General features: G+C 69.1%; 30 protein-coding genes. 14 read left to right on the plus strand and 16 right to left on the minus strand.

What is annotated here, in order from left to right; genetic code table 11:
* Positions 1–53 precede the first annotated feature (53 nt).
* Positions 54–509, plus strand: a complete 456-nt coding sequence (locus C438_RS18425) for an MGMT family protein (RefSeq protein ID WP_049918255.1) — start codon at positions 54–56, stop codon at positions 507–509.
* Between the two features lie 22 nt (positions 510–531).
* On the opposite strand, the gene C438_RS18430 is transcribed toward C438_RS18425, so the two are convergent.
* From C438_RS18430 to lonB, 3 genes are all read right to left on the minus strand, one after another.
* The gene (locus C438_RS18430) at positions 532–870 is read right to left on the minus strand and encodes a hypothetical protein (RefSeq protein ID WP_004971235.1); all 339 of its coding nucleotides are present in this window, start codon (positions 868–870) and stop codon (positions 532–534) included.
* 114 nt (positions 871–984) lie between these two features.
* Positions 985–2,007 carry a CPBP family glutamic-type intramembrane protease gene (locus tag C438_RS18435; RefSeq protein ID WP_004971236.1) on the minus strand — a complete coding sequence of 341 codons (1,023 nt, stop codon included), beginning with the start codon at positions 2,005–2,007 and terminating at the stop codon, positions 985–987.
* 6 nt (positions 2,008–2,013) lie between these two features.
* Complete coding sequence (gene lonB / locus C438_RS18440; protein WP_004971237.1) at positions 2,014–4,098, minus strand: ATP-dependent protease LonB; 2,085 nt, start codon at positions 4,096–4,098, stop codon at positions 2,014–2,016.
* A gap of 169 nt (positions 4,099–4,267) precedes the next feature.
* On the opposite strand from lonB, the gene C438_RS18445 reads away from it, so the two are divergent.
* The 3 genes from C438_RS18445 to C438_RS18455 are packed head-to-tail and all read left to right on the plus strand — an operon-like array spanning position 4,268 to position 6,289.
* Positions 4,268–4,813 (plus strand): nicotinamide-nucleotide adenylyltransferase, encoded by a 546-nt coding sequence (locus tag C438_RS18445; protein ID WP_004971238.1) that lies wholly within the window; start codon positions 4,268–4,270, stop codon positions 4,811–4,813.
* A gap of 1 nt (position 4,814) precedes the next feature.
* Complete coding sequence (locus C438_RS18450) at positions 4,815–5,603, plus strand: SAM hydrolase/SAM-dependent halogenase family protein (RefSeq protein ID WP_004971239.1); 789 nt, start codon at positions 4,815–4,817, stop codon at positions 5,601–5,603.
* A complete protein-coding gene (locus C438_RS18455; RefSeq protein ID WP_004971240.1) occupies positions 5,603–6,289 on the plus strand; it encodes a trimeric intracellular cation channel family protein in 687 nt (228 codons plus the stop codon). The genes C438_RS18450 and C438_RS18455 overlap by 1 nt, the downstream gene beginning before the upstream one ends.
* 32 nt (positions 6,290–6,321) lie before the next feature.
* On the opposite strand, the gene C438_RS18460 is transcribed toward C438_RS18455, so the two are convergent.
* From C438_RS18460 to C438_RS18475, 4 genes are all read right to left on the minus strand, one after another.
* Complete coding sequence (locus C438_RS18460; protein WP_004971242.1) at positions 6,322–7,641, minus strand: APC family permease; 1,320 nt, start codon at positions 7,639–7,641, stop codon at positions 6,322–6,324.
* A gap of 201 nt (positions 7,642–7,842) precedes the next feature.
* Positions 7,843–9,405: a thermosome subunit alpha gene (gene thsA, locus C438_RS18465; protein ID WP_004971244.1), complete on the minus strand. Its 1,563-nt coding sequence runs from the start codon at positions 9,403–9,405 to the stop codon at positions 7,843–7,845.
* A 175-nt stretch (positions 9,406–9,580) separates the two neighbouring features.
* A complete protein-coding gene (locus tag C438_RS18470) occupies positions 9,581–9,862 on the minus strand; it encodes a HalOD1 output domain-containing protein (RefSeq protein WP_004971246.1) in 282 nt (93 codons plus the stop codon).
* A 54-nt stretch (positions 9,863–9,916) separates the two neighbouring features.
* A complete protein-coding gene (locus tag C438_RS18475; RefSeq protein WP_004971248.1) occupies positions 9,917–10,567 on the minus strand; it encodes a helix-turn-helix domain-containing protein in 651 nt (216 codons plus the stop codon).
* A gap of 173 nt (positions 10,568–10,740) precedes the next feature.
* Between C438_RS18475 and C438_RS18480 the strand changes: the two genes are divergently transcribed.
* Positions 10,741–11,565, plus strand: a complete 825-nt coding sequence (locus tag C438_RS18480; RefSeq protein ID WP_004971249.1) for an amidohydrolase family protein — start codon at positions 10,741–10,743, stop codon at positions 11,563–11,565.
* Between the two features lie 6 nt (positions 11,566–11,571).
* On the opposite strand, the gene C438_RS18485 is transcribed toward C438_RS18480, so the two are convergent.
* Positions 11,572–12,474, minus strand: coding sequence for a glycosyltransferase family 2 protein (locus tag C438_RS18485; protein WP_004971250.1), 903 nt, complete (start codon positions 12,472–12,474; stop codon positions 11,572–11,574).
* Positions 12,475–12,544: 70 nt separating this feature from the next.
* Positions 12,545–13,300 (minus strand): class I SAM-dependent methyltransferase, encoded by a 756-nt coding sequence (locus tag C438_RS18490; protein ID WP_004971251.1) that lies wholly within the window; start codon positions 13,298–13,300, stop codon positions 12,545–12,547.
* 114 nt (positions 13,301–13,414) lie between these two features.
* On the opposite strand from C438_RS18490, the gene C438_RS19825 reads away from it, so the two are divergent.
* The 5 genes from C438_RS19825 to C438_RS18510 all read left to right on the plus strand — a co-directional run bounded on the left by C438_RS19825 (position 13,415) and on the right by C438_RS18510 (position 16,081).
* On the plus strand, positions 13,415–13,576 hold the full coding sequence (locus C438_RS19825; RefSeq protein ID WP_004971252.1) for a hypothetical protein: 162 nt from the start codon (positions 13,415–13,417) through the stop codon (positions 13,574–13,576).
* Between the two features lie 121 nt (positions 13,577–13,697).
* Positions 13,698–13,970, plus strand: a complete 273-nt coding sequence (locus tag C438_RS18495) for a winged helix-turn-helix domain-containing protein (RefSeq protein WP_004971253.1) — start codon at positions 13,698–13,700, stop codon at positions 13,968–13,970.
* 113 nt (positions 13,971–14,083) lie between these two features.
* Positions 14,084–14,866 (plus strand): MBL fold metallo-hydrolase, encoded by a 783-nt coding sequence (locus C438_RS18500; protein WP_049918257.1) that lies wholly within the window; start codon positions 14,084–14,086, stop codon positions 14,864–14,866.
* A 74-nt stretch (positions 14,867–14,940) separates the two neighbouring features.
* Complete coding sequence (locus C438_RS18505; RefSeq protein ID WP_004971255.1) at positions 14,941–15,612, plus strand: YkgJ family cysteine cluster protein; 672 nt, start codon at positions 14,941–14,943, stop codon at positions 15,610–15,612.
* Positions 15,613–15,676: 64 nt separating this feature from the next.
* Positions 15,677–16,081, plus strand: a complete 405-nt coding sequence (locus tag C438_RS18510) for a TRAM domain-containing protein (RefSeq protein WP_004971256.1) — start codon at positions 15,677–15,679, stop codon at positions 16,079–16,081.
* 174 nt (positions 16,082–16,255) lie between these two features.
* On the opposite strand, the gene C438_RS18515 is transcribed toward C438_RS18510, so the two are convergent.
* Positions 16,256–17,953 carry a radical SAM protein gene (locus tag C438_RS18515; protein ID WP_004971258.1) on the minus strand — a complete coding sequence of 566 codons (1,698 nt, stop codon included), beginning with the start codon at positions 17,951–17,953 and terminating at the stop codon, positions 16,256–16,258.
* A gap of 134 nt (positions 17,954–18,087) precedes the next feature.
* Here C438_RS18515 and C438_RS19830 point away from each other — a divergent pair, with 134 nt between their 5' ends.
* Both C438_RS19830 and C438_RS18520 read left to right on the plus strand, forming a co-directional pair.
* Positions 18,088–18,246 carry a DUF7559 family protein gene (locus tag C438_RS19830; protein ID WP_004971259.1) on the plus strand — a complete coding sequence of 53 codons (159 nt, stop codon included), beginning with the start codon at positions 18,088–18,090 and terminating at the stop codon, positions 18,244–18,246.
* Entirely contained in the window at positions 18,243–18,719 is a 477-nt protein-coding gene (locus tag C438_RS18520; RefSeq protein ID WP_004971260.1) for an Hsp20/alpha crystallin family protein, read from the plus strand. Before C438_RS19830 ends, C438_RS18520 begins: the two co-directional genes overlap by 4 nt.
* A gap of 44 nt (positions 18,720–18,763) precedes the next feature.
* Here the strand turns inward: C438_RS18520 and C438_RS18525 are convergent, their stop codons facing one another.
* Together C438_RS18525 and C438_RS18530 are read right to left on the minus strand one after the other, a co-directional pair.
* Entirely contained in the window at positions 18,764–19,942 is a 1,179-nt protein-coding gene (locus tag C438_RS18525; RefSeq protein WP_004971261.1) for an NAD(P)/FAD-dependent oxidoreductase, read from the minus strand.
* A gap of 300 nt (positions 19,943–20,242) precedes the next feature.
* Positions 20,243–21,025 carry a DUF7388 family protein gene (locus C438_RS18530; RefSeq protein WP_004971262.1) on the minus strand — a complete coding sequence of 261 codons (783 nt, stop codon included), beginning with the start codon at positions 21,023–21,025 and terminating at the stop codon, positions 20,243–20,245.
* 430 nt (positions 21,026–21,455) lie between these two features.
* Here C438_RS18530 and C438_RS18535 point away from each other — a divergent pair, with 430 nt between their 5' ends.
* Positions 21,456–21,944, plus strand: a complete 489-nt coding sequence (locus C438_RS18535; protein WP_004971263.1) for a DoxX family protein — start codon at positions 21,456–21,458, stop codon at positions 21,942–21,944.
* 129 nt (positions 21,945–22,073) lie between these two features.
* Here C438_RS18535 and C438_RS18540 read toward each other — a convergent pair whose 3' ends face one another.
* The 4 genes from C438_RS18540 to C438_RS18555 all read right to left on the minus strand — a co-directional run bounded on the left by C438_RS18540 (position 22,074) and on the right by C438_RS18555 (position 25,546).
* Complete coding sequence (locus C438_RS18540; protein WP_004971264.1) at positions 22,074–22,670, minus strand: NUDIX hydrolase; 597 nt, start codon at positions 22,668–22,670, stop codon at positions 22,074–22,076.
* A gap of 29 nt (positions 22,671–22,699) precedes the next feature.
* Positions 22,700–23,188, minus strand: coding sequence for a DUF7109 family protein (locus C438_RS18545; RefSeq protein ID WP_004971265.1), 489 nt, complete (start codon positions 23,186–23,188; stop codon positions 22,700–22,702).
* A complete protein-coding gene (locus C438_RS18550) occupies positions 23,185–24,291 on the minus strand; it encodes a hypothetical protein (protein ID WP_004971266.1) in 1,107 nt (368 codons plus the stop codon). The genes C438_RS18545 and C438_RS18550 overlap by 4 nt, the downstream gene beginning before the upstream one ends.
* Positions 24,292–24,385: 94 nt before the next feature.
* A complete protein-coding gene (locus C438_RS18555; RefSeq protein WP_004971267.1) occupies positions 24,386–25,546 on the minus strand; it encodes an MFS transporter in 1,161 nt (386 codons plus the stop codon).
* A 156-nt stretch (positions 25,547–25,702) separates the two neighbouring features.
* Here C438_RS18555 and C438_RS19835 point away from each other — a divergent pair, with 156 nt between their 5' ends.
* Positions 25,703–25,873, plus strand: coding sequence for an HVO_0758 family zinc finger protein (locus tag C438_RS19835; RefSeq protein WP_004971268.1), 171 nt, complete (start codon positions 25,703–25,705; stop codon positions 25,871–25,873).
* Positions 25,874–25,898 lie beyond the last annotated feature (25 nt).

Below are 25,898 nucleotides of genomic sequence, written 5' to 3' on the forward strand. Positions count from 1 at the left end.
ACCCCCACGCCGTCGCCGGAAGGGTCAAGCGTCCGGCGACGGGAGCCGAACGTATGCCCGTCTCGGGAATCTACGCGCGCGAATCGTCGACGCTCGGCCGCCCCGTGCAGGTCGGCGTGGTCAGCGGGAAGGTCATCGACGTCTCGTTTCCGGACTCGCTCCCGGCGGACGCCGAGTCCGACCACGAACACCTCGACGCCGTGTTGGCCGCCATCGACCGGGGCGAGACGGACCTCTCGTCGGTCCCCATCGGCCTGACCGTCCCGACCGACCAGCGGAGCGTGCTGGAGTCGCTTCGGAACGTCCCGCGGGGCGACACGGTCGACGTGGCGCTCCTCGTCCGCATGGCCGGCCTCGACCCCGAGGACGACGACTCGGAGCGCGTCGTCCGCGAGGCGCTCGCGGCGAACCCGGTCCCGGTCGTCGTCCCCGACCACCGGGTGAAAGACGGCCCGAGCGCCGCCCCCGACGACGTGGTCGAGGCGCTCCGGAAGTCCGAAGGAATCTAAATCTAATTCTGCGGCCCTCCCCTCAGAACGGCATCGCGTCGGTCTCGCGGCGGAGCGCGAGGTAGCCGAGCAGGCCGCCGAGGAGGAACAACGTGCTGGCGAGTCCGACCGACTGGACGCCGGTCGCGAGCTCGGCGAACTGCGAGAGCCCCGCGAGGACGAAGCCGCCGCCGGCGACGTACTTGAGTCGGCTGTCGACCGGAATCCGGAGCGTGACGACGCCGAGGAGAACCGCCGTCAGCCCGAAGGCGGCGTCGGCGGCGAGTCGAAGCGTCGGGTTCCCCGTGGCGAACGCCGCGACGACGAGCGCCAGATAGCCGATGAGCCCCGCCTGCGTCAACTGCCGCGTGTCGATGTCCATACCGGCTACGCGTGATGCGGACACTTGAACGCATCCCCGCGCCGCGGTCGCGGCGGCGAGCGATTCGGCGGTCGTCGCCGACGCCGACGCCGACACCGACGCGGCGAGCCGCCGCTACCAGCCGAACAGCTCGTGGCCCGCGAACTCCAGCGCGTTCACGAGGTAGTGGGCGACGACCACGACCAGCAGGCTCCCGGTGAGGACGAACGCCGCCGCGAGGACGAACCCGAGGAGGCCGGTGACGACGATGCCGAGTCGACCCTGCGCGCCGTGGCCCGCGCCGAAGGCGGCCGACGACACGGCCGCCATGAGCCACGGCGACACGTCGAAGCCGGCGGCGACCGCTCCCACGAGCGCGCCCCGGAACAACAGCTCTTCGAAGCCGGCGATGAGGGGAAGCGCGACCGCGAACAGGAACACCCAGCCCGCGGTCGTCCGCGGCGTCAGCGACTCGCGGACCGCCTCGTCGGGCGCGATGCCGAACCGCTCGCTGACCGTCGAGCCGACTCGGTTGGCCCCGTAGAGCGCGAGTCCGAGTCCGACGCCGAGAGCGAGCTTCGCCGGGAGGTCGGTGACGGAGAGGCCGAGCGCCGCCGCCGGTACGCCGGCGTACCACGCGCCGAGGCCGAGAAAGCCGCCGAGGAACGCCTGCGAGAGCGCGACGTTGGCGAGCAGGAGATGCGGCGGGAGGTCGTCGGCGGACGCGGGGCGCTCCGAGACGGCCGAGACGGGGGCCGCGGTCACGCCGGGCGGAGTCGCCCGGTCGGACTCGGGTTCGGACTCGGAACCGGCCGTCACATCGGAGTCGGCGTCGTCCGCACCGTCGTTCCCGACGAGCGTCGGCGGCTCGGGTCGCGGCGACGTGTCGGTCGAATCGACCGAGAAGGAGGCCAGCGAGACGGTGTCGGAGTCGGCTGGTTCGTGCGGTCCGTCTCGTTCGACGGGGGGCGAAACGGGGTCGTCCGGGGTAGCGACTCGGGCGTTTTGGGCGGGGTCGGACTCAGAGTCGTGGGGAGCCGCGGACGCGTCTGAGCCGGTCCCCTCAGCGTGTGGGACGCCGCGAGAAAAGTGCGCGAAAGAGAGTAAGACGGCGAGGACGAGGCCGGTGAAGCCCGCGAACGCCGCCCAGTCGGTCATCCGGCGTTACTGCGGGCTGGGGCTGGAGGGCCCTTTGACGCCCTGACCCTTGTTGAGGGCGGAGCCGGTGATGCTCTTGAGGCGGTCCACGAGCGAGTCCTTCTCGGGTTCGCCTTCGAGGGCGACGTCGAGGACTTCGCTGATGTGCGAGACGGGGATGATGTCGACCATCTCCTTGTACTCGTCTTCGATCATCACGTCCTGCTCGTTGGCGGCGGGGATGATGACCGTCGAACAGCCGGCCTTCGCGGCGGCCTCGATCTTGTGGGTGACGCCGCCGACCGGGAGCACGTCGCCGCGCACCGACAGCGAGCCGGTCATGGCGACCGACTGGTCGATGGGGATGTCCTCCAGCGCGGAGATGACGGCGGTGGCGACCGTGATGGACGCGGAGTCGCCGTCGACGCCCTGCTGGCCGGTCTGGACGAACTGCACGTGCACGTCCATCTCAGAGAGGTCCTGGTTGGAGAACTTCTTGATGATGGCCGAGACGTTCTGGACGGACTCTTCGGCCATCTCCTTGAGCTGGCCGGTCGCGATGACCTGACCGGGACCCTGCGAGGGCGTGACTTCGGCCATCACGGGGAGCATGATACCGGAGTCCTCGCCCATGACGGCGAGACCGTTGACGCGGCCGGTGACGAAGCCGTCGTTGACCGACAGCTCGTAGTCCTTGCGGCGCTCGATGTACTGGTCCGCGATCTGCTGTTCGATGGAGCGCGCGCGGCGCTTGGCCTGCAACACGTGGTCGCGGGTGGTCAGCTCGGCGTTCTCGCCGCGGGCGATGTCGCCGGCGACGCGGACGAGGCCGCCGAGGTTACGGAATTCGAGGGTGAGGTGACCCTTGCGACCGGCGCGGCGGCGGGCTTCGAGGATGAGCTCCTCGACCGCCTCTTCGGTGAAGTGCGGGAGCCGCCCGTCGTTGGTGACCTCCTGGGCCACGAAGCGCGCGTACTTGCGGCGCATCTCGGGGGTGTCCTGGATGGTGTCGTCCATGTACACCTCGTACCCGTAGCCCTTGATACGGGAGCGGAGCGCGGGGTGCATGTTCTCCATCGCGTCGAGGTTACCCGCGGCGATCATGATGAAGTCCGTCGGGACGGGCTCGGTCTGGACCATCGCGCCCGAGGAGCGCTCGGACTGGCCCGTGATGGAGAACTCGCCCTCCTGGATGGCCGTCATCAGGTGCTGTTGACTGCGCACGTCGAGGGTGTTTATCTCGTCGACGAACAGGACGCCCTTGTTCGACTTGTGAATCGCGCCGGGTTCGACGCGGTCGTGGCTGGGCGTCTCCATGCCGCCGGACTGGAACGGGTCGTGGCGGACGTCGCCGAGGAGCGCGCCCGCGTGAGCGCCCGTCGCGTCCTGGAACGGCGCGGACTTCTGGTCGGCGTTGTTCACGATGAGGTTCGGAATCATCGCGTCACTGCCGCGGGAGCCGTAGCGGAACGCGAGGTAGATGATACCCGCGGCGAGGATGCCGAGCAGGACCTGCTGGGCGATGATGAGCGAGTAGCCCAGCACGACCGCGATAATAATCCACATGAGGAACGAGCGCATCTGGTTGCGCTTGCGTGCCTCTTCTTTGTGCGCCTCGACGATCTGGTCACCTTTGCCCGCGGGGACCGTGCGGACCTTGGGGCGATTGCCGTCGTCGGGGTTGTGGTAGACGAGCACGTCCTGTAGCTCCTCGCGGGGGAGAAGCTCGGACATCGCCTTGGCGAGCATCGACTTCCCCGTCCCCGGGGAGCCGATCATCATGACGTGGCGGCGCTGTTTGGCCGCCTTCATGATGACGTCGCGGGCGTGCTCCTGCCCGATGACCTGGTCGACGAGGCGGTCCGGGACGGGAATCTCGTCGGTCGTCTCTATCTTGAGACCACCGAGGAGGTCGTCTTCGTCCACGTTCTCGGCCACGTCGGCGTCGATTTCGACATCGCTCCCGAGGTCGTCGATCGTCTTCTTGTCGACCTCTTCGGCCTCGTCGTGCTGGAGCGTCCCCCCGTCGTCGATGCCCTCTTCCGAGGGCGCGTCGTCGGGTGAATCCTCCCGCTCGTGGAGGCTGTCGTCGGTGTTCGTATCGTTACTCATAGAACTGTCGTCGCTACTTCTAACGTAGGCCCTGCGACTGATATACTTTCTCCCCGGTCGCATCCGGCGTACCTTGCCGTAACCTCGCGTTTCGACCGCCCTACCACCGGAATACCGGAATTCTCGTGACTCGGCGTATTTATAAGTAATCCGGACTAACGCCCGACCCATGCGGGGGTTCTACATCGGTCGCTTCCAGCCGTACCACAACGGCCACCACCGAATGGTCGAAGAGATTGCCACCGAAGTCGACGAACTCGTCCTCGGCATCGGGTCCGCGGGCGACTCGCACTCGCCGCGGAACCCCTTCACCGCGGGCGAGCGAATCATGATGGTCAACAAGGCCGTCTCCGACTTCGACATCACGACCTACGCGGTCCCCATCGAGGACCTCGACCGCAACTCGGTGTGGGTCAGCCACGTCCAGTCGATGTCCCCCGCGTTCGAGGTGGCGTACTCCAACAACCCGCTCGTCATCCAGCTGTTCAAGGAGGCGGGCGTCGAGGTCCACCAATCGCCCATGTTCAACCGCGAGGTGCTGGAGGGCACGGAGGTCCGCCAGCGCATGGTAGAAGACCGCGACTGGGAGTCGCTCGTCCCCGACGAGGTGGCCGACGTGGTCCGCGAAATCGACGGCATCGAGCGCCTCCAGCGCGTCACGGCCACCGACGGCTCGGAGCGCGTCGCCGACGACGAGGACCCCAACCCCTGTTGAGATGATAACGCTCGCGTCTGACTTCGGGCTCGCGTACCCCGCCGCGATGAAGGGCGTCGTCCTCTCGCGGACCGACGCGCGGCTCGTTGACGTGGCCCACGACCTCCCGCGACAGGACGTTCGCGCGGCCGCCTTCTGGCTCCGCGAGACGCTTCCGTACTTCCCGCCGGCGGTCCACCTCGTCGTGGTCGACCCCGGCGTCGGCACCGACCGCCGGGCGGTCGTCCTTCGGGTCGGCGACCACGTCTTCGTCGGCCCCGACAACGGCGTCCTCCGTCCGCCGGCGAGACGCGTGGCCGCCGAACTCGCCGCCGACACCCCCGTCGAAGCCTACGAAATCGACGTTCCGAACCCCGAGTCTACGACCTTCCACGGGCGGGACGTGTTCGCGCCCGCGGCCGCCGACGCCCACGTTGCCGGCGCATCGGCGCTGGCGTCGGTCGACCGCTTCGAGCTGATTCCCGTCGAGTCGCTCGCCGAGTGCCGCCTCCCCGAGGCGACCGTCTCGGCCGACGGCCGCGAGGCGACCGGCGAGGTGCTCGTCGTCGACGACTTCGGCAACTGCATCACCAACGTTCCGGGCGCGGTCGTCCGCGACGCGGCGGGAGACCACGCGACCGTAAACGGCGAGTCGGTCCCGGTCGGCCGCACCTTCGAGGCCGTCCCGCGCGGCGAGAAACTGGTCACGGTCGGCAGTCACGGCAACGTCGAGTGCGACGTGAACCACGGCCGCGGCGACGAGGCGTTCGGCCTCGCGCCCGGCGACCGCGTCGAACTCCGGGTCGACTGATGAGCGTCGCCGCTCTCGCGTCTGTCCCCGCGCCCGCCTCCGTTCTCGCACCCGTTCCCGCCGCCGTCGCCGTCCCCGAAATCGACCCCTTCGCGGTGATGAACGTCGTCGGCCTCCTCGCGTTCGCGGTCGCGGGGGCGCTCAAGGCCGCCGAAGCCGGCCTCGACGTGTTCGGCGTCTCCGTACTCGGCGTCGTGACCGCCCTCGGCGGCGGGACGACCCGCGACGTGCTGGTCGACCGGCTACCGGCCTCGCTCGCGGGGACGTGGGACATGAGCGTCGCGCTCGTCGGCGTCGCCCTCGCAATCGTCCTCATTCACTCGATAGAGGGGCGCGTGCGCGACCACCCGGCGTTTCTGACCACCGACGCGGTCGGGCTGTCGGCGTTCGCGGCGACCGGCGCGCTCGTCGGCGTCGACGCCGGGGTCACCCCGTTCGGCGTCGTCATCCTCGCGACCATCACGGCCGTCGGCGGCGGCTCAATCGCCGACATCCTCATCGGGCGCGTGCCGGTCGTCCTCCGCGACGACTTCTACGCGACGCCCGCGGTCGTCGGCGGCCTCGCCTTCCTCGCCGCCCGCGCGGTCGGCGCGCCGACCGGCGTCCCCTCGGGGCTGTGCGCCGCGGTCGTCTTCTCGGTGCGGGTGCTCGCGCTCCGCTACGACTGGCGGCTCCCGCGAGTCTGAGGCCGAGGGTGAGAGAACGCCGAGAACAGAACCTACAGCTCGTTTTCCACGCGCCGCTCGGCCGAGCGGACCTCGTCCGCGATGGCCTCGCGCTCGAAGTAGAGCAGCTCGACGCCGACGACGACCACCGCGAGCGCGAGGACCGTCCAGAACGTCCCGCGCTCGGCGTCGAACAGGTGCCACAGGAGCGCGGTCGCCGAGCCGACTCCGCCGACGGTCCCGACGGCGGGAATCACGGCCGTCGCGAGGTCCTCGCGCTCCCGGAAGGCGAGAAACGAGAGGCCGCCGAAGATGCTGATGAACGCGAGCGACGCGAACGAGCTGATGGCGTCGAGGCTCCCGAGGAAGGCGAACCCGGCCGCGAGCACGCCGAGCGTCACGAGCGGGCGAATCGGCTCGTCGGCGGACTCGTCGCGGAGGCGACTCGGGAGCAGGTCGTCGGCGACGAGGCGCTTCGAGAGCCGCGCGGAGCTGAACAGCGTGGCGTTGATGGCGCTCCCCGTCGAGAACAGCGCCGCGACCGAGATGAGGACGAACCCGGCCTGTCCGAGGAACGGCCGGGCGGCGACCGCGAGGGCGGTCTCGGCGTGCTGTTGGATGGCGTCGATGCCGGCGAGGTTGGTCGTGACGAGCGCCACCAGGATGTACAGCCCCGTCGCGCCCGCGATGGAGATGTAAATCGCCTTCCTGACGGTCTCGCGGGGGTCGGCGATGTTCTCTTGGTCGAAAAGCAGGAGCTCCCAGCCCTCGAAGGCGACGAAGGAGACGGCGGCGGCGACGAGCGGGCCGATGCCGAGGTTCGACAGGCCGAAGCCGAGGCCGCCGTGGGTCGCGCCGTAGGCGACGCCGCCGACGCCGAACACGAGCAGGATGGCGACCTTGAGGCCGACCAGAACGTCTTCGGCCCGACCGGAGGCGTGCGCCCCGAAGACGTTGAGGCTCACGAACGCGGCGACGGTGAGCGCGGAGACGAACGGCTGTATCGAGACCGACGCGACCGTCGAGACGCCGGTGAGTTCGACGAAGTAGCCGCCGAAGGCGTAGGCGTACATCGCCATCGTCCCGACGTAGCCGAAGACGAACGTCCAGCCCACGACGCCCGCGAGCGTGGTGTTGTCGTCGGTGAACCGCTCGACGTAGCCGACGGGCGACCGCGGCGACTCGCACAGACTGTTCAGTCGAAGCAGTGAGTAGCCGGCACAGACCGCGAGCACGCCGGCGACGACGAACGCCGCCCACGCGAGGGTCCCGGCCGCGCCGGCGACGACGCCGAGCACGGCGAAGATACCCCCGCCGACCATTCCACCAATCGCCATCGACACGGCTTCCGGAAGCCCGACTTCGTCGGACATTGAGTGCAGTTCGACGCTCGCGACGGAAGAACGTAGCGGCCGGCTGATAGGTAGTCGTTCGGCGGCGCGGCTCCGGGGCGGTCGTCTGCGGCCGGTCGCCTGCGGGCGACACGACCGAGAAAAGCGACACGAAGTGGCCCGGCGGCGGAACGCGCCGCCGGAGGTGGGTTGAGTGGGGGAGGCGTTCTGCGGGCGGTTCGGTTACTTGGCGGCGATGACGTCGTCGATGCGGACGATCATCGTCGCGGCCTCGGTCGCGGATTCGATGGCTTCGCGCTTGACCGCGACGGGGTCGATGACGCCGAGTTCGACGGGGTCGCCGATTTCGCCGGAGCGGCCCGAGGAGATGATGCCGGCGATGCCCTCGTTCTCGTAGCGGGCGCGGAGGTCGACGAGCGCGTCGATGGGGTCCATGCCGGTGTTCTCGGCGAGGGTGCGCGGGAGCGCCTCGACGGCGTCGGCGTAGGCCTCGACCGCCAGTTGCTTGCGGCCCTCGATGCCGGCGGCCTCCGAGCGGATGCGGTCGGCGATGGCGATTTCGGTCGCGCCCGCGCCGGGGACGACGCCGCCCTTGTCGATGGCGGCGACGACCACGTCGACGGCGTCTTCGATGGCGCGTTCGAGCTCGTTGACGACGTGTTCGGTGCCGCCGCGGAGGAACAGCGTGACGGCCTTGGCCGCCGCGCCGCCCTCGACGAACGCGAGGTCGTCGTCGCCGAAGGTGCGGATGCTCACGGAGTCGACGCGGCCGAGGTCGGACTCGTCGAGGTCGGCGAGGGAGCCGAGGCGCTTCGCGCCGGTCGCGCGGGCGAGGGCGCGGGCGTCGGACTTCTTCACGCTCTTGAACGCGAGGATGCCCGCGTCGGCGAGGAAGCCCGCGACGCGGTCGTCGATGGACTTGGTGCAGAACACCACGTCGACGCCGGCGTCGGCGAGGGCCTTCGCGTAGCCGCGGAGTTCGCTGTCCTCGGCGTCGATGGCCGCGGTGAGCTGGTCGACGGACGTGATGTTGTACTCGGTGTCGACCTCGCTCTTGCGAACGTCGAGTTTCATGTCGAGGACCGCGACGGTCGCGTCGGAGACGGACCGGGGCATGTTCTCGTTGACGGGCTCCTTGTCGAGGACGACGCCCTCGACGAGTTCGGTCGCCGAGGAGGACGCGCCCGTGCGGGTGAGCACGCGAACGTCGTCGCGGTTGAAGGCACCGCTGTCGTCCTCGTGGACCATCTGGACCGCCTTGACGACGTGTTTGGCGAGCACGTCGGCGGTCACGTCGCCGGTCCCTTTGCCGGTCATGGAGGATTCGGCGACCTTCCGGAGCAGGTCGTCGTCGAGGGCCGCGTCGAGGACCATGTCGTCGATGGCGTCCTGCGCGATGCGGGCGGCCTCGGTGTAGCCCTCGACGATGACGGTCGGGTGGAGGTCGGCGTCGAGGAGGTCCTCGGCGTGCGCGAGGAGTTCGCCGGTGAGGACGGCCGCGGTGGTCGTGCCGTCGCCGACTTCCTCCTCTTGGGTCTGGGAGACTTCGACGATCATCTGCGCGGCGGGGTGCTCGATGTCCATCTTCTCGAGGATGGTCGCGCCGTCGTTCGTGATGACGACCTCGCCCGAGGAGTCGACGAGCATCTTGTCCATGCCGCGCGGGCCGAGCGTGGTCCGTACGGCTTCGGCGACGGCCTTTCCGGCGCGGATGTTGGAGTCCTGCGCGGAGCGGCCGTGCGTTCGGTTCGTCCCCTCTGCCAGAATGTATAACGGTTGCTGCATTCGTGAAGCCATGTTGAAACCTCAACCGCTATCAACGATTGCAGTTCTATAAATACGTTTCGGCGAGGGTGCGCTACGAAATCGCACGACAGGGCGACGGTTTTCCGAATCCCGGAGGAGACGACCGCGGACCGATTCGGCGGCCGAGCGAGGCTCCGCCGAGCCGGGCACGTCGCTACTCGTCGAGAGTGTCGACAGTGAGCGTTCCGTCGCCGAACAGCGAGACGAGATGGCCCGCGTACTGGAACGAGAACCGTCGAGACGGGTCGTGAGAAGGGTGAAAGAGAACGTCGAGCGCTTCGGGGTCGACGCCGATATCGGAGAGCGGCGGGAGTTCGAGTGGATTGAGTTCCGCGGCCGTCGCGACCGCCGAAGCGATGGCGACCGCCACCTCGTCGTACCGTTCGACGGAGATGGTTACCACGGACCCGGCTCCACCTTCGAGCGGGTCGTCCATACAGTCCGAATGGGTAGTCGGGTACCTATTGGTGTGGGTTGACTATGTAACCCGTTATTCTGGGTGTCGCTCGTCTCGAATCCGCTCTGCGAGCGTCCGGTAGGCGCGTTTGAGGCGGGCGGCGACCGCCTGCCGCGAGATGCCGAGTTCCGCGCCGAGTTCGGCCAGCGACGTGCCCCGATGCTCCTCGAAGTAGCCGCGTTCGAGCGCGAGAAGCAGGGCTTCGAGTTGCGTGTCGGTCAGTCCCTCGCCCGCCGGCGCCTCCTCGGCGGCGACCGTGGTGATGCGGTCGAACTCGGCGTCGATGCCGTGGGCCGCCCACTCGCGTCTGAGGTCGGTGAGCACGCGGTGCGACGAGACCCGGAGCTTGAGCCACCACGAGTCGGCGGTGGAGAGACATTCCAAGAGAACCGCGTCTCGCGCCGCCAACGCCGCTAAGATAGGCGTCTCGGAGACGTTCCACGTGACGCCGTAGAGCGCTCGGTCCGAGACTGACTCGACGAGCGTGAGGTCGTCGACGCTCGGAAGCGACCCCACTGCCTCCCCGAACGACGCCGCGTCGGGGCCGCGAGCCCAGACGAACGACGCCGCCGGCGAGGCGGTCGGGACCGAGCGTTCCAGTTCGAGTTCGACGTCGTGTTCCTCGACCGCGGGACCGAACGGGAGCGCGGACAACGGCGCGACGACCTCGACGATGAGGCACACGCGTGAAGATACGTAGATGAGGCCAAAAAACCGCGTTTCAAGCTCTCTCCGCACCGTCGTGAAGGAATGAACGTCACGCGTCGGTGAACGAGCGACGCGGTACTGTGAGCTCGGTGAAACGACCGCGGCGGATTCTGCAACCTATTTGGCGGCCACCGGAGAGTGACTCCACAATGCTGGAGTTGGAACACGGGTTCAGGGTCGTGGACGTGAACGCCCGCCTCGACCCCGATGAGCAGTCGGTCGCGGCGCGCGGGCGGGAGATAAGCCCCGAGCGCCTGGAGCGCGAACTGCATCAGGCGGGCGTCGTCCGCGCCGTCGTCTCGCCGGGCGCACGGCGGGTCGAGGGGAGCTATCTCCGGCCGAACAACGCGGTCGCGCGGATGAGCGTCGACCGCCCGTTTCTGGCGTTCGCCCGCATCAACGGCCCGCGCGACCCGAGCGGCCGGCCCTCGGCGCGGCTCCGGAACTTCACGTCGTCGCGGGCGGCCCACCACGCCGACCCCGACGACATCGAGCAGTACGCCTACGACGACCGCTTCCACGGCTTTTCGCTCGCGCCGGCGGTCGACGGCCTCCCCGACGACGAGACGCTGGCGATGCTGGAAGACGTGGGGCTTCCCGTCTTCGTCGAGGGCGGGCGGGCCTTCGAGCCGAGCGCCGTCGCCGAGTCCCTGCTCGGGCGGTTCCCGGTCATCCTGTCGAGCTTCGGCGGCTTCCCGCTCGACCGCGAGCTGATGGCCGAGGCCATCGACCTCCTCGACGACCACGACGACCTCTATCTCGACACGAGTTTCGTCCGCTATCGGAGCGTGCTCGAACGCGCACTGCTCGAACACCCGGACCGCGTGCTGTTCGGGAGCGGCGCGCCCGAGACCCACCCGAACGTGGGCGTCATGGAGATTCTGACGCTCGACGTGTCGGAAGACGCGCTGTCGAAGGCGTTCTCGAAGAACGCGGCACGGGTCATCGAGGCGCTCGGCCCCGGAGAACAGTAACGCGAGTCAGCGCCAGTCGTAGCGGGCGACGGCGCGGTCGGCGCGCTTCGACCGGCCGTGGGGGTTCCGCGTGCGGGTTCGGTCGCGGGCGCGGGCGACCAACCCGTCGGAGACGCCCGTGGCGATACCGCCGAGCACGTCGCGGCCGGTTCCCGCCCACCCCGACGGCGTCACGTCGCCTTTCACGACGCCGAGGGCGGCGCCGACGCCGTCCGAAACCGCGTGTTTCGCCGTCCGCGTGGCGGTCCCGGGTCTGACGCCGTAGTTTTTCACGAGTCGATAGGTCAGAGAGCGGTACTTCCAGCCCCAGTCGCGCTCGGAGACGCCGCCGTCGGCCTCGAACTCGCGGCGGACGCACATCTCGGGTGCCCACGCGACGGAGCGGCCGAAGCCGGCGAGGCGGTGGGCCGCGTCGCGGGCGCCGCCCGTCTGGAGGTACTCGTCGAAGCCGTCGAGGGCGTCGATGGCCCCGCGGCGGAACGCGACGTTGCCGCCGTTGAAGTACGTCACCGTGCGGCCGCCGATGGCGTTCCGTTCGAGGGACTCGGTCGTCATGCCGTTGCGGAGCGTCTGGTGCATCGGCCCGGTGACCACGTCGGCGTCGGCGATGCCGGCTTCGAGCGCCGACAGCCACGACGACTCGACGGAGAGGTCGTATCGAAGGAGTGCGACCACGTCGCCGTCGGCGACTTCGAGGCCGGCGTTTCGGGCGACGTTGAGGTTGCGGTCGGAGATTTCGACCAGCACGTCCACGTCGTCGCGCTCTCTCACCATCCCGGTCGTGCCGTCGGCGGAGGGACCGTTGACGACGACGACTTCCGCGTCGGGGGCGTGCTCGGCCAGCGCGTCGAGGCTGGTGGCGAGCCGGTCCCGACCGTTGAGCGTCGGGAGCACAACCGAGAGGTCCATACCCGACAGTTGCGGTGGACGTACTTAAATGTGAATCGAGAACCGTGTTAAAATCTGCCGTGAGAACGCCTCACTCGGCGTCGCTCGCCCGCGTCGCCGCGCGGGACGACTCGTCGGCGGACTCGACCCGCGCGTTCCAGTACGACACGGACGCGAGGTCGTCGCCGACCGGCGAGTCGCCGACGGCGAGGTCCAGCGACCGGAAGGGCTGTGCGATGCCGTTGGGGACCTTCCGGTAGAAGCCGAACGGGATGACGAAGTCGTGGTTCGCACCCGCGAGGTCGAGGCCGGCGTCGCCGAGCAGTCGCCGCACGTCGCCCTCCGAGTAGAGCCGCGAGCCCATCGGGAGCAACCAGTTGTAGGCCACCCGGAGGCTCCCGTCGTTGAAGGTGTCGAAAAACACCTGCCCTTTCGAGACGCGGGCCATCTCGGCTAAGAACTTCGCCGGGGTGTCCGCGAGGTGGAAAAACCGCATCGCGAACACCGCGTCGAAGTGGTCGTCCGGGAACGGCAGTCGCGCCGCGTCGCCGCGGAGGAACTCGATGCGGTCGGCGACCCCCGCCCTGCGAGCCTTCTCCCGGCCCTGTACCATCATCGCCCGCGAGATGTCCAGTCCGACGACGTTCGCCCCCTCTTGGGCGAGCATCACGGTGAACCGGCCGGTCCCGCAGGCGATTTCGAGGATGTTCTTGTCCTCGACGGGACCGAGCGCCGCGAGGACCGCCTCCTTCTCTCGCCGGTCGATGAGCCGACCGCCCTTGGAGAACCGCTTCGAGTCGTACTCCTGGGCGACCTCGTCGGCCTGGTACCACTCCTTTCCTTTCACGCTACGCATAGTCGCGGGGGGGACGGTAAAACGGTACTGGATACGCGGTGCGGTAGCGGGGTCCGGCGAGCGGTTGGAGTGAGGCTTTCGTCCGCTGAGCGCGTATCGTGTGGTATGCCAACATGCAAAAGCTGTGGGGAGACCTGCGAGGCCGACGCGTTAACACGGCACGTCAGCGAGGGGTGGCTCGTCGTCCACTGTCCGGAGTGTCACGCGCCGCTCGGTAGCTATCGACTCGGCACTCCTTCGGTCGATACGATGCGAAACGTGGAGTGAGACGGCTACTCGCGGCCGATTTTCCAACAAACGCACGATATTAATATGTGTATTATGTGTCTGGATTCTTTTCACACACTTGTAGCTAACCCTTAACACGGAGCAACCGCCTGTGACGGGTATGAGCACCACCTCTGCAGAGCCAGATACTGAAGACCTGCTCTCGGAAGCCGAGTTCCGAGAGCGCCTCCGCGAGCTTCCCCCGAGCGCGAAGCTCGTCGCAAAAGTCCTCGAAAGCGACGCACCCCTCTCGCAGGGCCAGCTCGCCGAGGAGTCGCTGCTGCCGGACCGCACCGTCCGCTACGCGCTCAACCGTCTCGAAGAGTCCGACCTCGTCGGCTCGCGCTACTCCTTCAAGGACGCGCGAAAGCAGGTCTACTTCCTCAACACGTAAGCCCGCGGTCCACCGATAGCGCGACAGACCACCGCCCGCGGGGGCGCACTCCCGCAGACCAAGCCACCACTTCTCTCGAACCACCTAACCCGATGGCGAGCGTAGCCGCCGACATGCACGTCACGCGCGTCTCCGTCCCCGTCGCCACCCGCGCGCCGACCGGCGCGACAAACGCCTACCTCGTCGCCGACGGCGGGGACGGCCTGCTCGTCGACCCCGCGGCCCGCACCGACGACCTCGACGACCTCGTCGCGCGCGAGGATATCGACCACCTCGCGGTCACCCACACCCACGCGGACCACGTCGGAGCGGTGGCCGCCTACGCCCGCGAGACGGGCGCGACGGTCTGGTGTCGCCGCGGCCGCGAGCGCGCCTTCTCGGACGCGACCGGGGTCGAACCCGACCGGACGTTCGCCGAGGGGACGACTGTCCCCGTCGGCGCGGGCGTCGATGTCCTCGACACGCCGGGACACGCCCGCGACCACGTGAGCTTCGTCGCCGGCGACGCCCTCCTCTGCGGCGACCTCGCGGTCGCCGAGGGGAGCGTCGTCGTGGGCGCGCCCGAGGGCGACGTTCGCGCCTACCTCGTCGCGCTCAGGCGACTCCACGCGCGCGGCCCCGAGCGACTGCTTCCGGGCCACGGCCCCGAAATCACGGACCCGCGGGCGACGCTCGCGCGACTCGTCGCGCACCGAAACGACCGAGAGCGGGCCGTCCTCGACGCGGTGCGCGCCGGGAACGCGACGCCGGACGCCGTGACCGACGCCGCCTACGACAAGGACGTCTCGGCAGTGCGCGACCTCGCCCGCGCGACGGTCGTCGCACACATCGAGAAACTGGCCGCCGAGCGGCGGGTCCGCTGGGACCCGGACGCGGAGCGGGTCGAACCGCGGTAGAGACCCCGCCGATTTGAGGTCCGCGCTCCCCCGAAAACCGCGCCCCTCTTTGGGCTCGCGCCCGCATCGCGGGTATGGACCTCGACGCCGAACTGGACCGCGCCCGCGACCTCGACGTGTCGGAACTCGCCGACGCCATCGAGTCCATCGGCTTCGAGTGCACGCGCTGTGGGGCCTGCTGTAAGGGCTACGAGGGCGACGACGGCCCCGAACCGCACACCGCGACCGTCTTCCCCGACGAGGTGCGCGCCCTACAGGACGCCGGACCGGAACCGATGGAGTGGCGAGACGTGGCCCGCCCGATGCCCTACGGCCTCGCCGAAGGCGACGACGGCCCCGAGGGCGAGACGTTCGAGTGGGCGCTCCAGACGACCGCCTGCGGCGACTGCCGATTCTACGAGGAAGACGACGACGGACGGGGTGCCTGTCAGGTCCACGAGGACCGCCCGCTCATCTGCGAGACCTACCCGTTCAGCGTCGCCCTCGGCGGCACGAGCCAGCCGATGGGCGAGGCCGTCGACGAGGAGGGCGTCGTCCGCGCCCACGAGTGCGAGGGGCTCGGCCGGGACATCTCCCGGGAGGACGCGGAGGAACTGGCGCGGGCGCTGAAAGAGCGGGCGATTCGAGAGCTCCGCGAGGCGCGGGGCGTCACCGAGAACTACGAGCCGGTCGAGACCGGTCCGGGCGAGGTCGTCGTCCACGACTCGGAGGGCGCGAAACGGCCCGACGGGACGCGGGTTCAGTAGTCGAATCCGCTGACTGCGGTACATCTTTAACACTCCGGCCTGACCACATATTGGAGGTCTTACGGTGGAAATCTCAGATAAACTCCTGTGTCTGTTCAATGCTGACGTTCGCACCGAGGACGACCGTTACGTCGTCGAAATTCCGCGCCGCGAGGTCGAGACCGGGACCGTCGAACCCGGCGAGACGTACCGCGTCGCGCTCATCTCCCGCGAGTCGAACGACCCCGCCGAGTCCGAACCGAACGCCGGACCGACGCCCACGAACGAACCGCAACCGCCCGTCGAGGCCGGCGAACTCCGCTACGTCGAAATCGAGGACATCGGCAAGCAGGGCGACGGCATCGCCCGCGTCGAACGCGGCTACGTCATTATCGTCCCCGGCACGGAAGTCGGCGAGCGCGTGAAAGTCGAAATCACCGAAGTCAAGTCTAACTTCGCCGTCGGCGAAGTCGTCGAAGACGACTTCTGACGGCGCTCTTTTCGCGGTTCGACCCCGCTCGCTCGACGGGAGACTCCCCACACCGACAGACCACGACTGCAAGTGAACGACGCACCACGCTTGCGAGTGAACACGCCGGATAGTTCGAGCGCGGAGGGAGAGCGCGATTGCAGGTGAAGAACGGAGTTTCGAGGGCTAAGCGCGCTACTGAACGTATTTGGTCACGTCGGCGTCGACGCCCACGTCGGCCGCGTCGGCGTAGGGGCGATTCACCACGATGTCGCCCGCGGTCGAGCGACCGATGCCGGGGATGGCGGTGAGTTCGTCCATCGACGCCTCGTTGAAGTCAAGCGGGTAGGGAACGCCGGTGACGGAGCGGTAGCCGTGGTCGACGACGGCCACGTCGATGGTCTTTCCGAGTTCGCGCTCGCCCGGAATCCCGACCAAAAGCGGGTAGGTTCCGAGCTGGCGGCCGAACGTCCGGCCGTCCTGATGGTATTCGAGGTGGACGTTCGGGAGGACCGTGCCCGCGGGGGCGACCCGGCGGAGCATCGGGCGGTCGATTTCCTCGCGGACCTCCTTTTTGTACGTCTTGAACAGCTGTTTGTGGTCGCGGGCGATGTCGGCACCCGTGTCGGACATGTCGGTGCCGTCGAACGCCATCACCTGCCGGATGTTGATGCGGCGGACCATCAGCCCCTCGTCGTAGACGCGCTGAAGGAACCGCTTGTTGTGCTCGAACGTCTCCTCGCGCTCGCCTTTCAGCCCGTGGAGGAGATTGATTCCGGGGAGGAGCTTCGGCAGGCGGTTCGCGGCGTCCGAGCCGTGGGTCGGCGCGTCCGCCGGGTCGTCGCCGGGCCGCCAGCCGGCGACCTCGTTGACGATTTTGACCGCCTCGAAGCACTCGTCGGCGGAGACGTTGAGGTTGTTCTCCTCTTGGACCAGCGGGTCGGCGGATTCGAGGCCGAACGCCGCGGTGTCGCCGGCCGTGTTGTGCTCGGCGATGATGCGGAGCGCCTCGCGGGACTTCTCGGGCCAGCCGACGATGGTGATGGGGTTGACGTTGTCGAGGTGGAGCGTGCCGAGGTCCGGCGCGACCTCGCGGATGCCGCCGTAGAGCCGGCGGAGCGCGTCGGGGTTCGGGGCCTCGCCGTCGCCGCCGAACGCGAGGATGTCGGCCTGCCGGCCGAGTCGGAAGTGTCGCGCGCCGCGGTCGTAGAGGTTCTCGACCTCTTTGACGACGGAGTCGGCGGTGCGGAACGCGGGGTTGCCGTACAGCGGTTCGGTACAGAACGAACAGCGGTAGGCACAGCCCCGCGAGGTCTCCATCTCGCAGATGAGATGGTCGGGGTGGTTCGGGTGCTGTTCGACCACGAACGCGCCCATGGCGGCCCAGCGGTCGAGTTCCTCGTTGTCGCGCATGCGGTTGCCGAAGCCTTCGAGCCCGGAGTCGACGAGGTCGTAGGCGGCCGCCTCGATGTCGCCTTTGGCGACGAAGTCGTAGTCGAGGTTCTTGCGCTCCATGTCCTGTCCGCCGGCGTTCTCGTCGCCGACGCCGAAGCGAATCGGCCCGCCCATCAGGGCGGTTCCCTCGGCGACCCACGCGAGTTCGCGCACCTCGTCGGGTTCGGCGGGCGTCCCGCCGACGTACTTGCCGGGGACGGTCATGCCGCCGATGTAAATCATGAGGTCGGCGTCGGCCACGTCGCGCCACTTCTGTCTGTCCTCGCGGAGTTCGTCGATGGTGTGGTAGACGACGTTGGACTCGGGGACGCCCGCGTCGACCACCGCACCCGCGGTGAACCTCGGATACGTCGAGATGTACGGCGGCACGCCGAAGTGCGCCGGCTCGTCGACGTATCCGTCGACGATAGTCACGGTGAGGTCGGCGGGGTCGGTCATCGGTCGCGGTTCGGGTTCGACGCGGAAAACGCAACCGGTCGGCGGTCGCGAATGGGGCGGTCAACCCGGGGGCGGGCGCGGGCGTCGCTTCCGCCTCCCGCGCGTTTATGAGCGTGGGAGCGTAACTGACGGCCATGCCCGCGACCCTCGAAGTCAAGTGCGCCAACGAGGACTGCGAACTCGACATGTTCGAGATGCACTACACCTACGACATGCCCGACGACGTGACGGTGGCGGACTTCTCCTGTCCGTACTGCGGCGAGTCCCGCGACCTGGAGGAGATTCAGCTATGAGCGACCTGCGGAAGTTCGGCGAGTCGGCGGCGAACGCCGTCCTCGAACGGGTCGGCCGCGGCGTCAGCCAGATGCAGGAGCGCAAGCCGCTGGCCCACGACCTGCTCGAATCCGAGGACGCCTACCTCGTCGTCTTCGACGCGCCCGGCGCGCGCGCCGAGGACGTGCAGGTCCGCTTCCTCGACGGCGAAGTCGAGATTCGCATCGACCGCTTCCGCGACTTCCACGAGGGCTACGAGATGCGGTTCCCCGGCCGCGGTCTCACGCTCTCGGGGAAGGCGACCATCCCCTCCGACGCCTCGGTCGAGGCCGCCGAGGGAACCGCCACAGTCGGCAAGAACGGCACGCTCCAGATTCGGATTCCCAAGGACGAGCGCGCGAGCGACATCGCCGTGACCGAGGCGGAAGACGAAGGCGAGGCCGATGCCGACGACGAGGTCGACTTCGGCGACGTGGACGACCAAGACGCCTGAGCTAAGTTTCGGACGCGACGACCACAACGCATCCCCTTTTCGCGCTAGTCGCCGTCGAGCGTCATCCCCTCGACCACCGCGAACTCCTCGTCGCCGTCGAAGCGGCGGGGGTCGAACGCGGCCGGAATCGCCTCCTGCCCGTCGCCGAGCACCGCCTCCGCGAGTCGCTCGCCGATTGCCGGGGCCCACATGAACCCGTGGCCGTGCCAGCCGGCGGCGACGTAGACGCCCTCGGCAACCGGGCCGACGAGGGGGTTCCGGTCCGGGGTCGCCCCGCAGAGACCGGCCCACGCGCGGTCGAGTTCGGGGCCGGGGCCGGGGTCGGTCGAACCCGCAGAGTCCAACGCGCCCGCGTCGCCGCCCGCCGTCCGGTGTCGAACCGCGTCGAGGGCGTCGGCGACGAACCAGTCGTCCGCGGTCGGGTCCCAGTCGTCGGGGTCGGGTTCGACCGGTTCGACGCCGTCGCCCGCGAGGACGCCCGCGGGGTGCGGCCGCAGGTACGACTCGTCGGTCGCGTCGTAGACGGTCGGCCCGCGGTAGTCGCAGTCGGCGACGAGCGCCTGCGCCCGGTAGGGTTTGAGCGCGATTGGGTGCCCCGCGTCGGCGAGCAGGCGGCGCGAGTGGACGCCGGCCGCGACGACGACGGCGTCGAAGCGGGCGGTCACCACGTCGTCGATGGCGACGCCCGGCGGGTCAGTTCGGAGTGTCACCGCGTCGCCGACGCGGAACTCGACGCCGGCCGCCTCGCACTTCTCGACGAACAGGTCCACGTAGGCCGCGGGGTCGGCCCAACCGGCGTTCTCGGCGACGCCGGCGAGGAGTACGTCGTCGGTCCGAATCGGGAACCGGTCGGCCAGTTCTCCGGCGTCGACGAGCGACACCGCGCGGTCGTGGACGCGCATTCGCTCGACCGATTCTTCGAGCGCCGCGGCCGCCGCGTCGTCGCCCTCGCGCGCGAGAAAGACGTACGGCGTCTCGTGGAAGGCGAACTCGCCTTCGCCCGAGAGGCTCCGGAACCGAGCCATCGCGCTCTCGGCGACGGCCACGTCGATGTCCTCGGCGTAGGCGTCGTAACAGATGCCGGCGGCGCGGCCCGTCGACCCGCCGCCGGGCGCGTCGCGCTCGAACAGCGTGACCCGCGCCCCGCGCTCGGCGAGGTCGAAGGCGGTCGTCAGGCCGACCGCGCCCGCGCCGACGACCGCGACGCGCGCTGATTCGTTCATACCCCGTCTGCGTCGGCGACCGACTTGAATGGCAGTTGCTCGCCGGTCGTGAGAGTGGCCGAGAACTGCGCGGCGCGGTCGCTCTGGATGTGTTGAGAGACGGGGTAGGTCGGCCGGCCGTGGCCCGCGTGGAAACCACGTGGGTCCGAAAGGAGCCACCCGACCGTGCCGTCACCTGTCCTCTCCGGCGACCGCCTAAAAGGCCTCCGGTGTCGGTGGCGAGGACGCGGGAGATGAGGACATGCGGCGCGGGCGGCGCGGCCGACGCGGACGATGCAGGAAGAAGAAGAGAACGACGACTTACTCGGCGAACTCGTCGACGCCGCGGGCGGGGTAGCCGACCACGAGGTCGATACCGGCGTCGCGGAGGTCGTCGACGCGCCGGCGCACGTCGGCCACGGAGCCGATGAGCGCGTAGTCGCGCGAGGCTTTCAGGAGCACCTCGCGGGCGCGGCCCTCGGCCGAGGCGTCGGTCGCGGCGTCGTCGGGGAGCGCGCGAGCGACGGGGCGACGACGGGAGACGTACGCGCCGACGGCGTCGAGAATCTCGTCGTCGTCGTCGGTGAGGACGGTCGGGGCGTAGACCGCGACCTCGCCGTCGAAGCCGGCCGCCCGGAGCGCCCGCACGTCCCCGCGGGTCGACCGCGAGAGGAGTTCGTACTGGGTGCCGCCGGCGGCGAGGGCGATTCGCTCGATGCCCTCGGTGCCGACCCACGCGTCGGGGGCACGCTCTCTCGCGGCGCGGAGACGGGGAGCGACCGCGCGACCCGCTTCGTCGTCGGTCAGGTACGCGCCGTGGCCGGCCACGAGCACCTGTCGAATCCCGTCGGGAAGCCACTCGTACAGCGAGTCGTCGCCGAGGGGGTCGAAGCCGTCGGCGCGGACCGGCGTGGTCAGTCGGACCTCCTTTTCGGCCGCGAGCTCGCGCAACACGTCCTCGTCGGGGAGTCGCTCGCGACCCTCGTAATCGATGGCAACGACGTCGAGCGGGACCGAAAGCGCCTCGCGCACGTCGCACTCGGCGGGCTTGAGTGCGACTGCGTCCAGACCGGCTTTCGAGACCGCGCGCTCGGCGGTCAACATACTATCACCACAGAAATTTCAGTACCGTCGCGGAACGCGATCCATCGTCTGTGCGACCATGTGAGAACGAGTAGCGCGGAGGGGGCCAAAACCCTGTCGGTGACGGCGATGCTGGCTCGCCGCGACGGTGTTTATATAGCCCGTGCCGGCGCGACGGCGAGCGGCTCCGAAGCGCGTGTCAGCCGGTCTCACTGCGGGAGACCGCCGTGTCCACCGGCGTACCAACACGATTGTATTCAGGACACAATTCTGAACTCCGATTAGTATTCGAAAACGAATCGTGACAGTCTCAAACGCCCGTTTTCGGTCATTCCCAGTTCTATGGATTCGGAAATCGCGTCGCCGTTATATGGGGTTCGCGGCCGACGGTTTAGATGTAAGGTGAACCGAGATGCCCGCTAACGCACAAATCGAGATGCTGGGGAACAGAATGGACTTCGACTACTCGCGGGGTATCACGGGCTACGTGCTCGTGTTGACCCGCCTCATCACCGGCTACTGGTTCCTCCACGCAGGTTGGGGGAAGCTGGTGGGTGAACCGTTCAGCGCCGCGGGCTACCTCGCGAACGCCCCCGCCGCCTCGCCCCTACAGGGCTTCTTCGCGTGGGCCGCCGCGACCCCGTGGCTCCTCGACCTCACGAACATCATGGTTCCGTGGGGCGAGTTCCTCATCGGTCTCGGGCTCATCGTGGGCGCACTCGTCCGGCTCGCCGCCTTCTTCGGCGGCGTCCTGATGGTGTTCTTCTACCTCGGGAACGCCGACTGGGCCCACGGCGTGGTCAACGGCGACCTGTTCGGGCTGATGATGTTCGCCATCGTCGGGACGCTCGCGGCGGGCCGCATCCTCGGCCTCGACGCCATCATCGAGAAGATGGAGTTCGTCCAACAGCGCCCCGCGCTCAAGTACCTCCTCGGCTGAGGGGGTGCTCGGGGGCAGAAAGGGAGTTGTCGTGGGGACGACGACACGCTGACGCCGGTTTGTTTTTCGGAACTGACGCAGACACCGCGAGCGACTGCGCTGGCCCGCCCGTCGACAGAACGTCCCGCGCTACACCGGGTAGTCGGCGTCGGGGTCGACCACGCGGTCGACCTCCTCGGGGACGCGCCAGTCGGTCGTGAGTTCGAGCAGTTGCACGAGCATCCGCCCGGTCGCGCCCCAGACGGTGTAGCCGTCGACGTGGAAGAAGTGGAGCCGAATCTCGCCGTACTGCGGGTGGTCGCGGCGCTCCGACTCGTAGTTCGCGCGGTCGGTCAGGTCGTCGACCGCGAGCACCGCGATTTCGGCCACCTCGCGCCGGTCGGGCTCGTACGCGCGGTCGGGCACCGTGGCGACGAACGGCGAGACGGAGTAGTCGGTCACGGTGAGGATGTCGTCGAGTCGACCGTGGAAATCAGCCTCCTCGGGTCGGAGCCCGATTTCCTCGTTGGACTCGCGGAGCGCGGTCGCCCGCAGGTCGGCGTCGCTCGGTTCGCGGCCGCCGCCGGGGAAACTCATCTGGCCCGGATGCTCGCCGAGGTGGTCGGCGCGCTTGGTAAACAGGATGTGCGGCCGCTCGTCGCGGAACACGACGGGAGCGATGACGGCCGCCCGCCGGCCCGCGTCGACGGTCACCGGTTCGTGTCGGCTGACGCCCGCGAGGTCCATCGTCACGATTCGTAAAGAGATGCCGCGACTTAGGCCTGCCCCTCCGCGTCCAGCGCGGCGTCGAGGCGCTCGCGAATCGACCCCACGTCGGTGTCGGCCCACGCTTCGAGGTCGTACGTCACGTCCAGCAGACGCTCGATTTCGTCGGCGTCGCCCGTCTGCACCGCGCTCGCGGCCGCCGCCCGGAGACGCGATTCGACCTGCGTCGCCAACTCGTCCCGCGGCACCTCGCGGGTCGGGTAGTCGAGGATGTGCGGCAGGTCCTCCGCCCGGTCGGGGAGCGTCGGAAACGCCATCGGACCGACCGTCAGAAGCTCCGCGTCCGTCTCGTCGTCCTCGTAGGGGACGAGATAGTAGGCGTCGACCGCGTCGGAAACCGCACCGGAGAGGGCGTCCCCGTCGGTCTCGCGGCCCTGTTTGAACGCGAGTTCGTCCAGTGCCGTCTCCAGTTCCTCGCGGGTGAGCGCGCCGAAGAGGTCGACGACGCCCGCGAGGTCGTCGTAGGTGGTCTCGCTCATCGGCCCGCGCCCTCCCGCACGTCGTCGAGGTCGTCGCTCGCGGCGGCGAGCACCTCGTCGGGCGACAGCGTCGTGTCCGTCCACGCCGGAAGCCGCGTGTCCTCGCCGGGCTTCGAGATGGCATCGGCGTAGGTGGCGACCTGTTCGCGCTCGTCCCCGCGGTCGTAGTCGAAGCCGTTGAACGCCGCGTCGACCGCGTACTGTTCGACCAGCCGATGTCCGGCGTCGCGGTAGCGGTCTGCGAGCGTGTCGAACTCGATGTCTCCGCCGTGTTCGACGACCGCCCGGAGGAGCGTCCGTCCGACCGACTCGCTCATGTCCGAGAGGCCGGTCGGCCCGCTCACGGAGCGGTGGTCGTGTTCGTACTCGCCGAGGTCGACCTGCGCGCTCCGGTCGAAGCCGGCGTGGGCGAAGGCGTCGCCGAGGGTGCCGACTTCGAGACCCCACTTCCGGGGCGACCGCATCCGCACCGCGAGGTCGGACGTGGCCGCGAACTCCCCCGCGAGGGCGTACCGAAAGGAGTCGAGATACCGGACGATGGGGGCGTCGGTCTCGGCTTCGAGCGCGCGGACGAGCGGGGCGTAGAACAGCCTGAACAGCCGGCCGTAGAGCCGCCCCTCCTCGACGCGGGCGTAGTAGCCCTTCGAGAAGTCGTGGCCGTGCGCCAGCGGGAACAGGAGCCGCGGGACGTAGCGCTCGTCGTAGGTCTTCGTGTCCGCGTCGTGGACGACGACGTACTCCTCGCTGGCGGCACAACCGAGCGCGAGCCACACGTCGCGTCCCTTGCCGCGCTCGCCGCCGAGACCGTGGGAGTCCAGCAGGTCGGCGACGCGGGGGCCGTCGCACCACAGCACGTCGAGCGGCAGGTCGTACTCGTCGAGCCAGTCGGCGAACGGGGCGACCCGGTCGGCTGGCGCGCGAAGGGGGACGACGACCCGCGCCGGCGAGAGCGACTCCAGCGTCGAGAGCACCCGGTCGGCGGCGAGACCGGCGTACTCCCGCTCCGTCATCGGCACGACCACGGCGGCGCGGTCGGTCGGGGCGTCGGGGACCGTGCCGGCGAGGTCGTGGAGCGTCGTGACCCGCTCTTGTACGTACTCCATCGTGTCGGTCGTGGGACCGGGCGAGCAAAAGTGCGGCGAGAGCCGAGTCGTCTGCCGACTTCGCTCGACCGCCGCCGACCCGCTCGGCTCGGGTTCAGCTCGGGATGCGCCCGGCGCGCTGGAACGCGATGAGGCCCGCGACGACGACCGCCAGCCCGACCGAGAACCAGAAGAACACCTCGTCGAACGCGTAGCCGGAGTCGGTCAGGGTGCCGACCGCGCCCGACCCGCTGGCCTGGAATATCATCATGCCGAACGAGTACACCGAGTAGGCGCTCCCGCGGCTCTCGTCGGGGAGCGTGTCGAGCAGGTAGGCGTCGAGCGCCGGAAAGAGGCTGTGGATGACGTAGCCGACGACCGCGGTGACGACGACGAGACCGACGAGGCTGGTCGTCATCGTGAGGACGAACACCGAGACGACGAAGGAGACGAGCACGCCGAGGATGTACGGGATGCGCGGGAGCTTGTCCGCGAGCCGCCCCGAGAGGAAAAACGCCGGCACGCCCGCGCCGAAGATGACCGTCAGCATGTTGCGCGCCGTCGTCGCCGGCAGGCCCTTCGACACCATGTACAGCTCGTAGAAGTTGAACAGGCCCTGCCAGACGAAGCCGGTGAAGCCGAGGATGACGATGCCGGTGAGGATGACGCGCCACTCCGTGCGGGCCGCGCCGAGGAGGTCGCGGTCGGCCGCGCCCGCGTCCGGGAGGTCCGTCGAGCGGGCCGTGACGAACAGCGCGAGCGTCACGACGGCGGCCGCGACCCCGACGCAGACGAAGACGAGTTGCCACGCCGCGGAGACGAACGGGAGGCGGTCGACGAGGTCGGGGCCGACCGCGAGGACGAGCGTGACGAAGGGGGCGACGCCGACGGCCGCGAGCTGGCTTGCGGTGCCGTGGATGCCCATCGCGCGGCCGACGCGGTCGGGGAACAGCTCGCTCACGAGCGGGTTGGCGGCGACGAAGTACGCGCCCGAGGCGAGGCCCATCGAGACCGCGCCGACCATCAGCGTCTCGACGGTGGTCGCGCTGGCGGTGACGCCCGAGGCGACGACGAGGACGACGCCGGTCCCGAGCACCACGCGGTGTCTCGGAACGCGGGTGAGGAGCCAGCCGGTCGGGACGCGGAGGACGGCGCTCCCGAGCCAGACGAGGGTGGCGACGATGCCGACGGTGGCCCGGTCGACCCCGAAAAAGACGATGAACTCCCCGAGAAGCGGTGCGAAGACGACCCGCGCGAGGTTGACGAGTAGCACCATCCCGCAGAGCGTTCCGAAGAGGCGACCACGTGACACGGACAACACCGCGCGCCCCGGGGTGACAACAGTTTCGGCTGAACGAGACCGCCGGGCGTCGTGCGGGACGAAAACGGGACTGTCGTCGGGTTTTTATGTTCGTTGCACAAACGGGAGCGTATGAAGACAACGCGGAAGGGGCTTCGAGACGGGGAGTTAGAGAAAGACACCTACGGGCGGCTGACCTGCGCCGAGTGCGGCGAGTCGCTGAAGAAGAAAAACGACCCGGACGAGGTGTTCTCGGTCCGCATCTGCGGCGACTGCGGGCGCGAGTGGAAAGAGCTCAGATAACCGCGAATCGACCGACGGCGGCCGC

The organism is Haloferax denitrificans ATCC 35960 (assembly GCF_000337795.1).
GTDB classification, from domain to species: Archaea; Halobacteriota; Halobacteria; order Halobacteriales; family Haloferacaceae; genus Haloferax; species Haloferax denitrificans.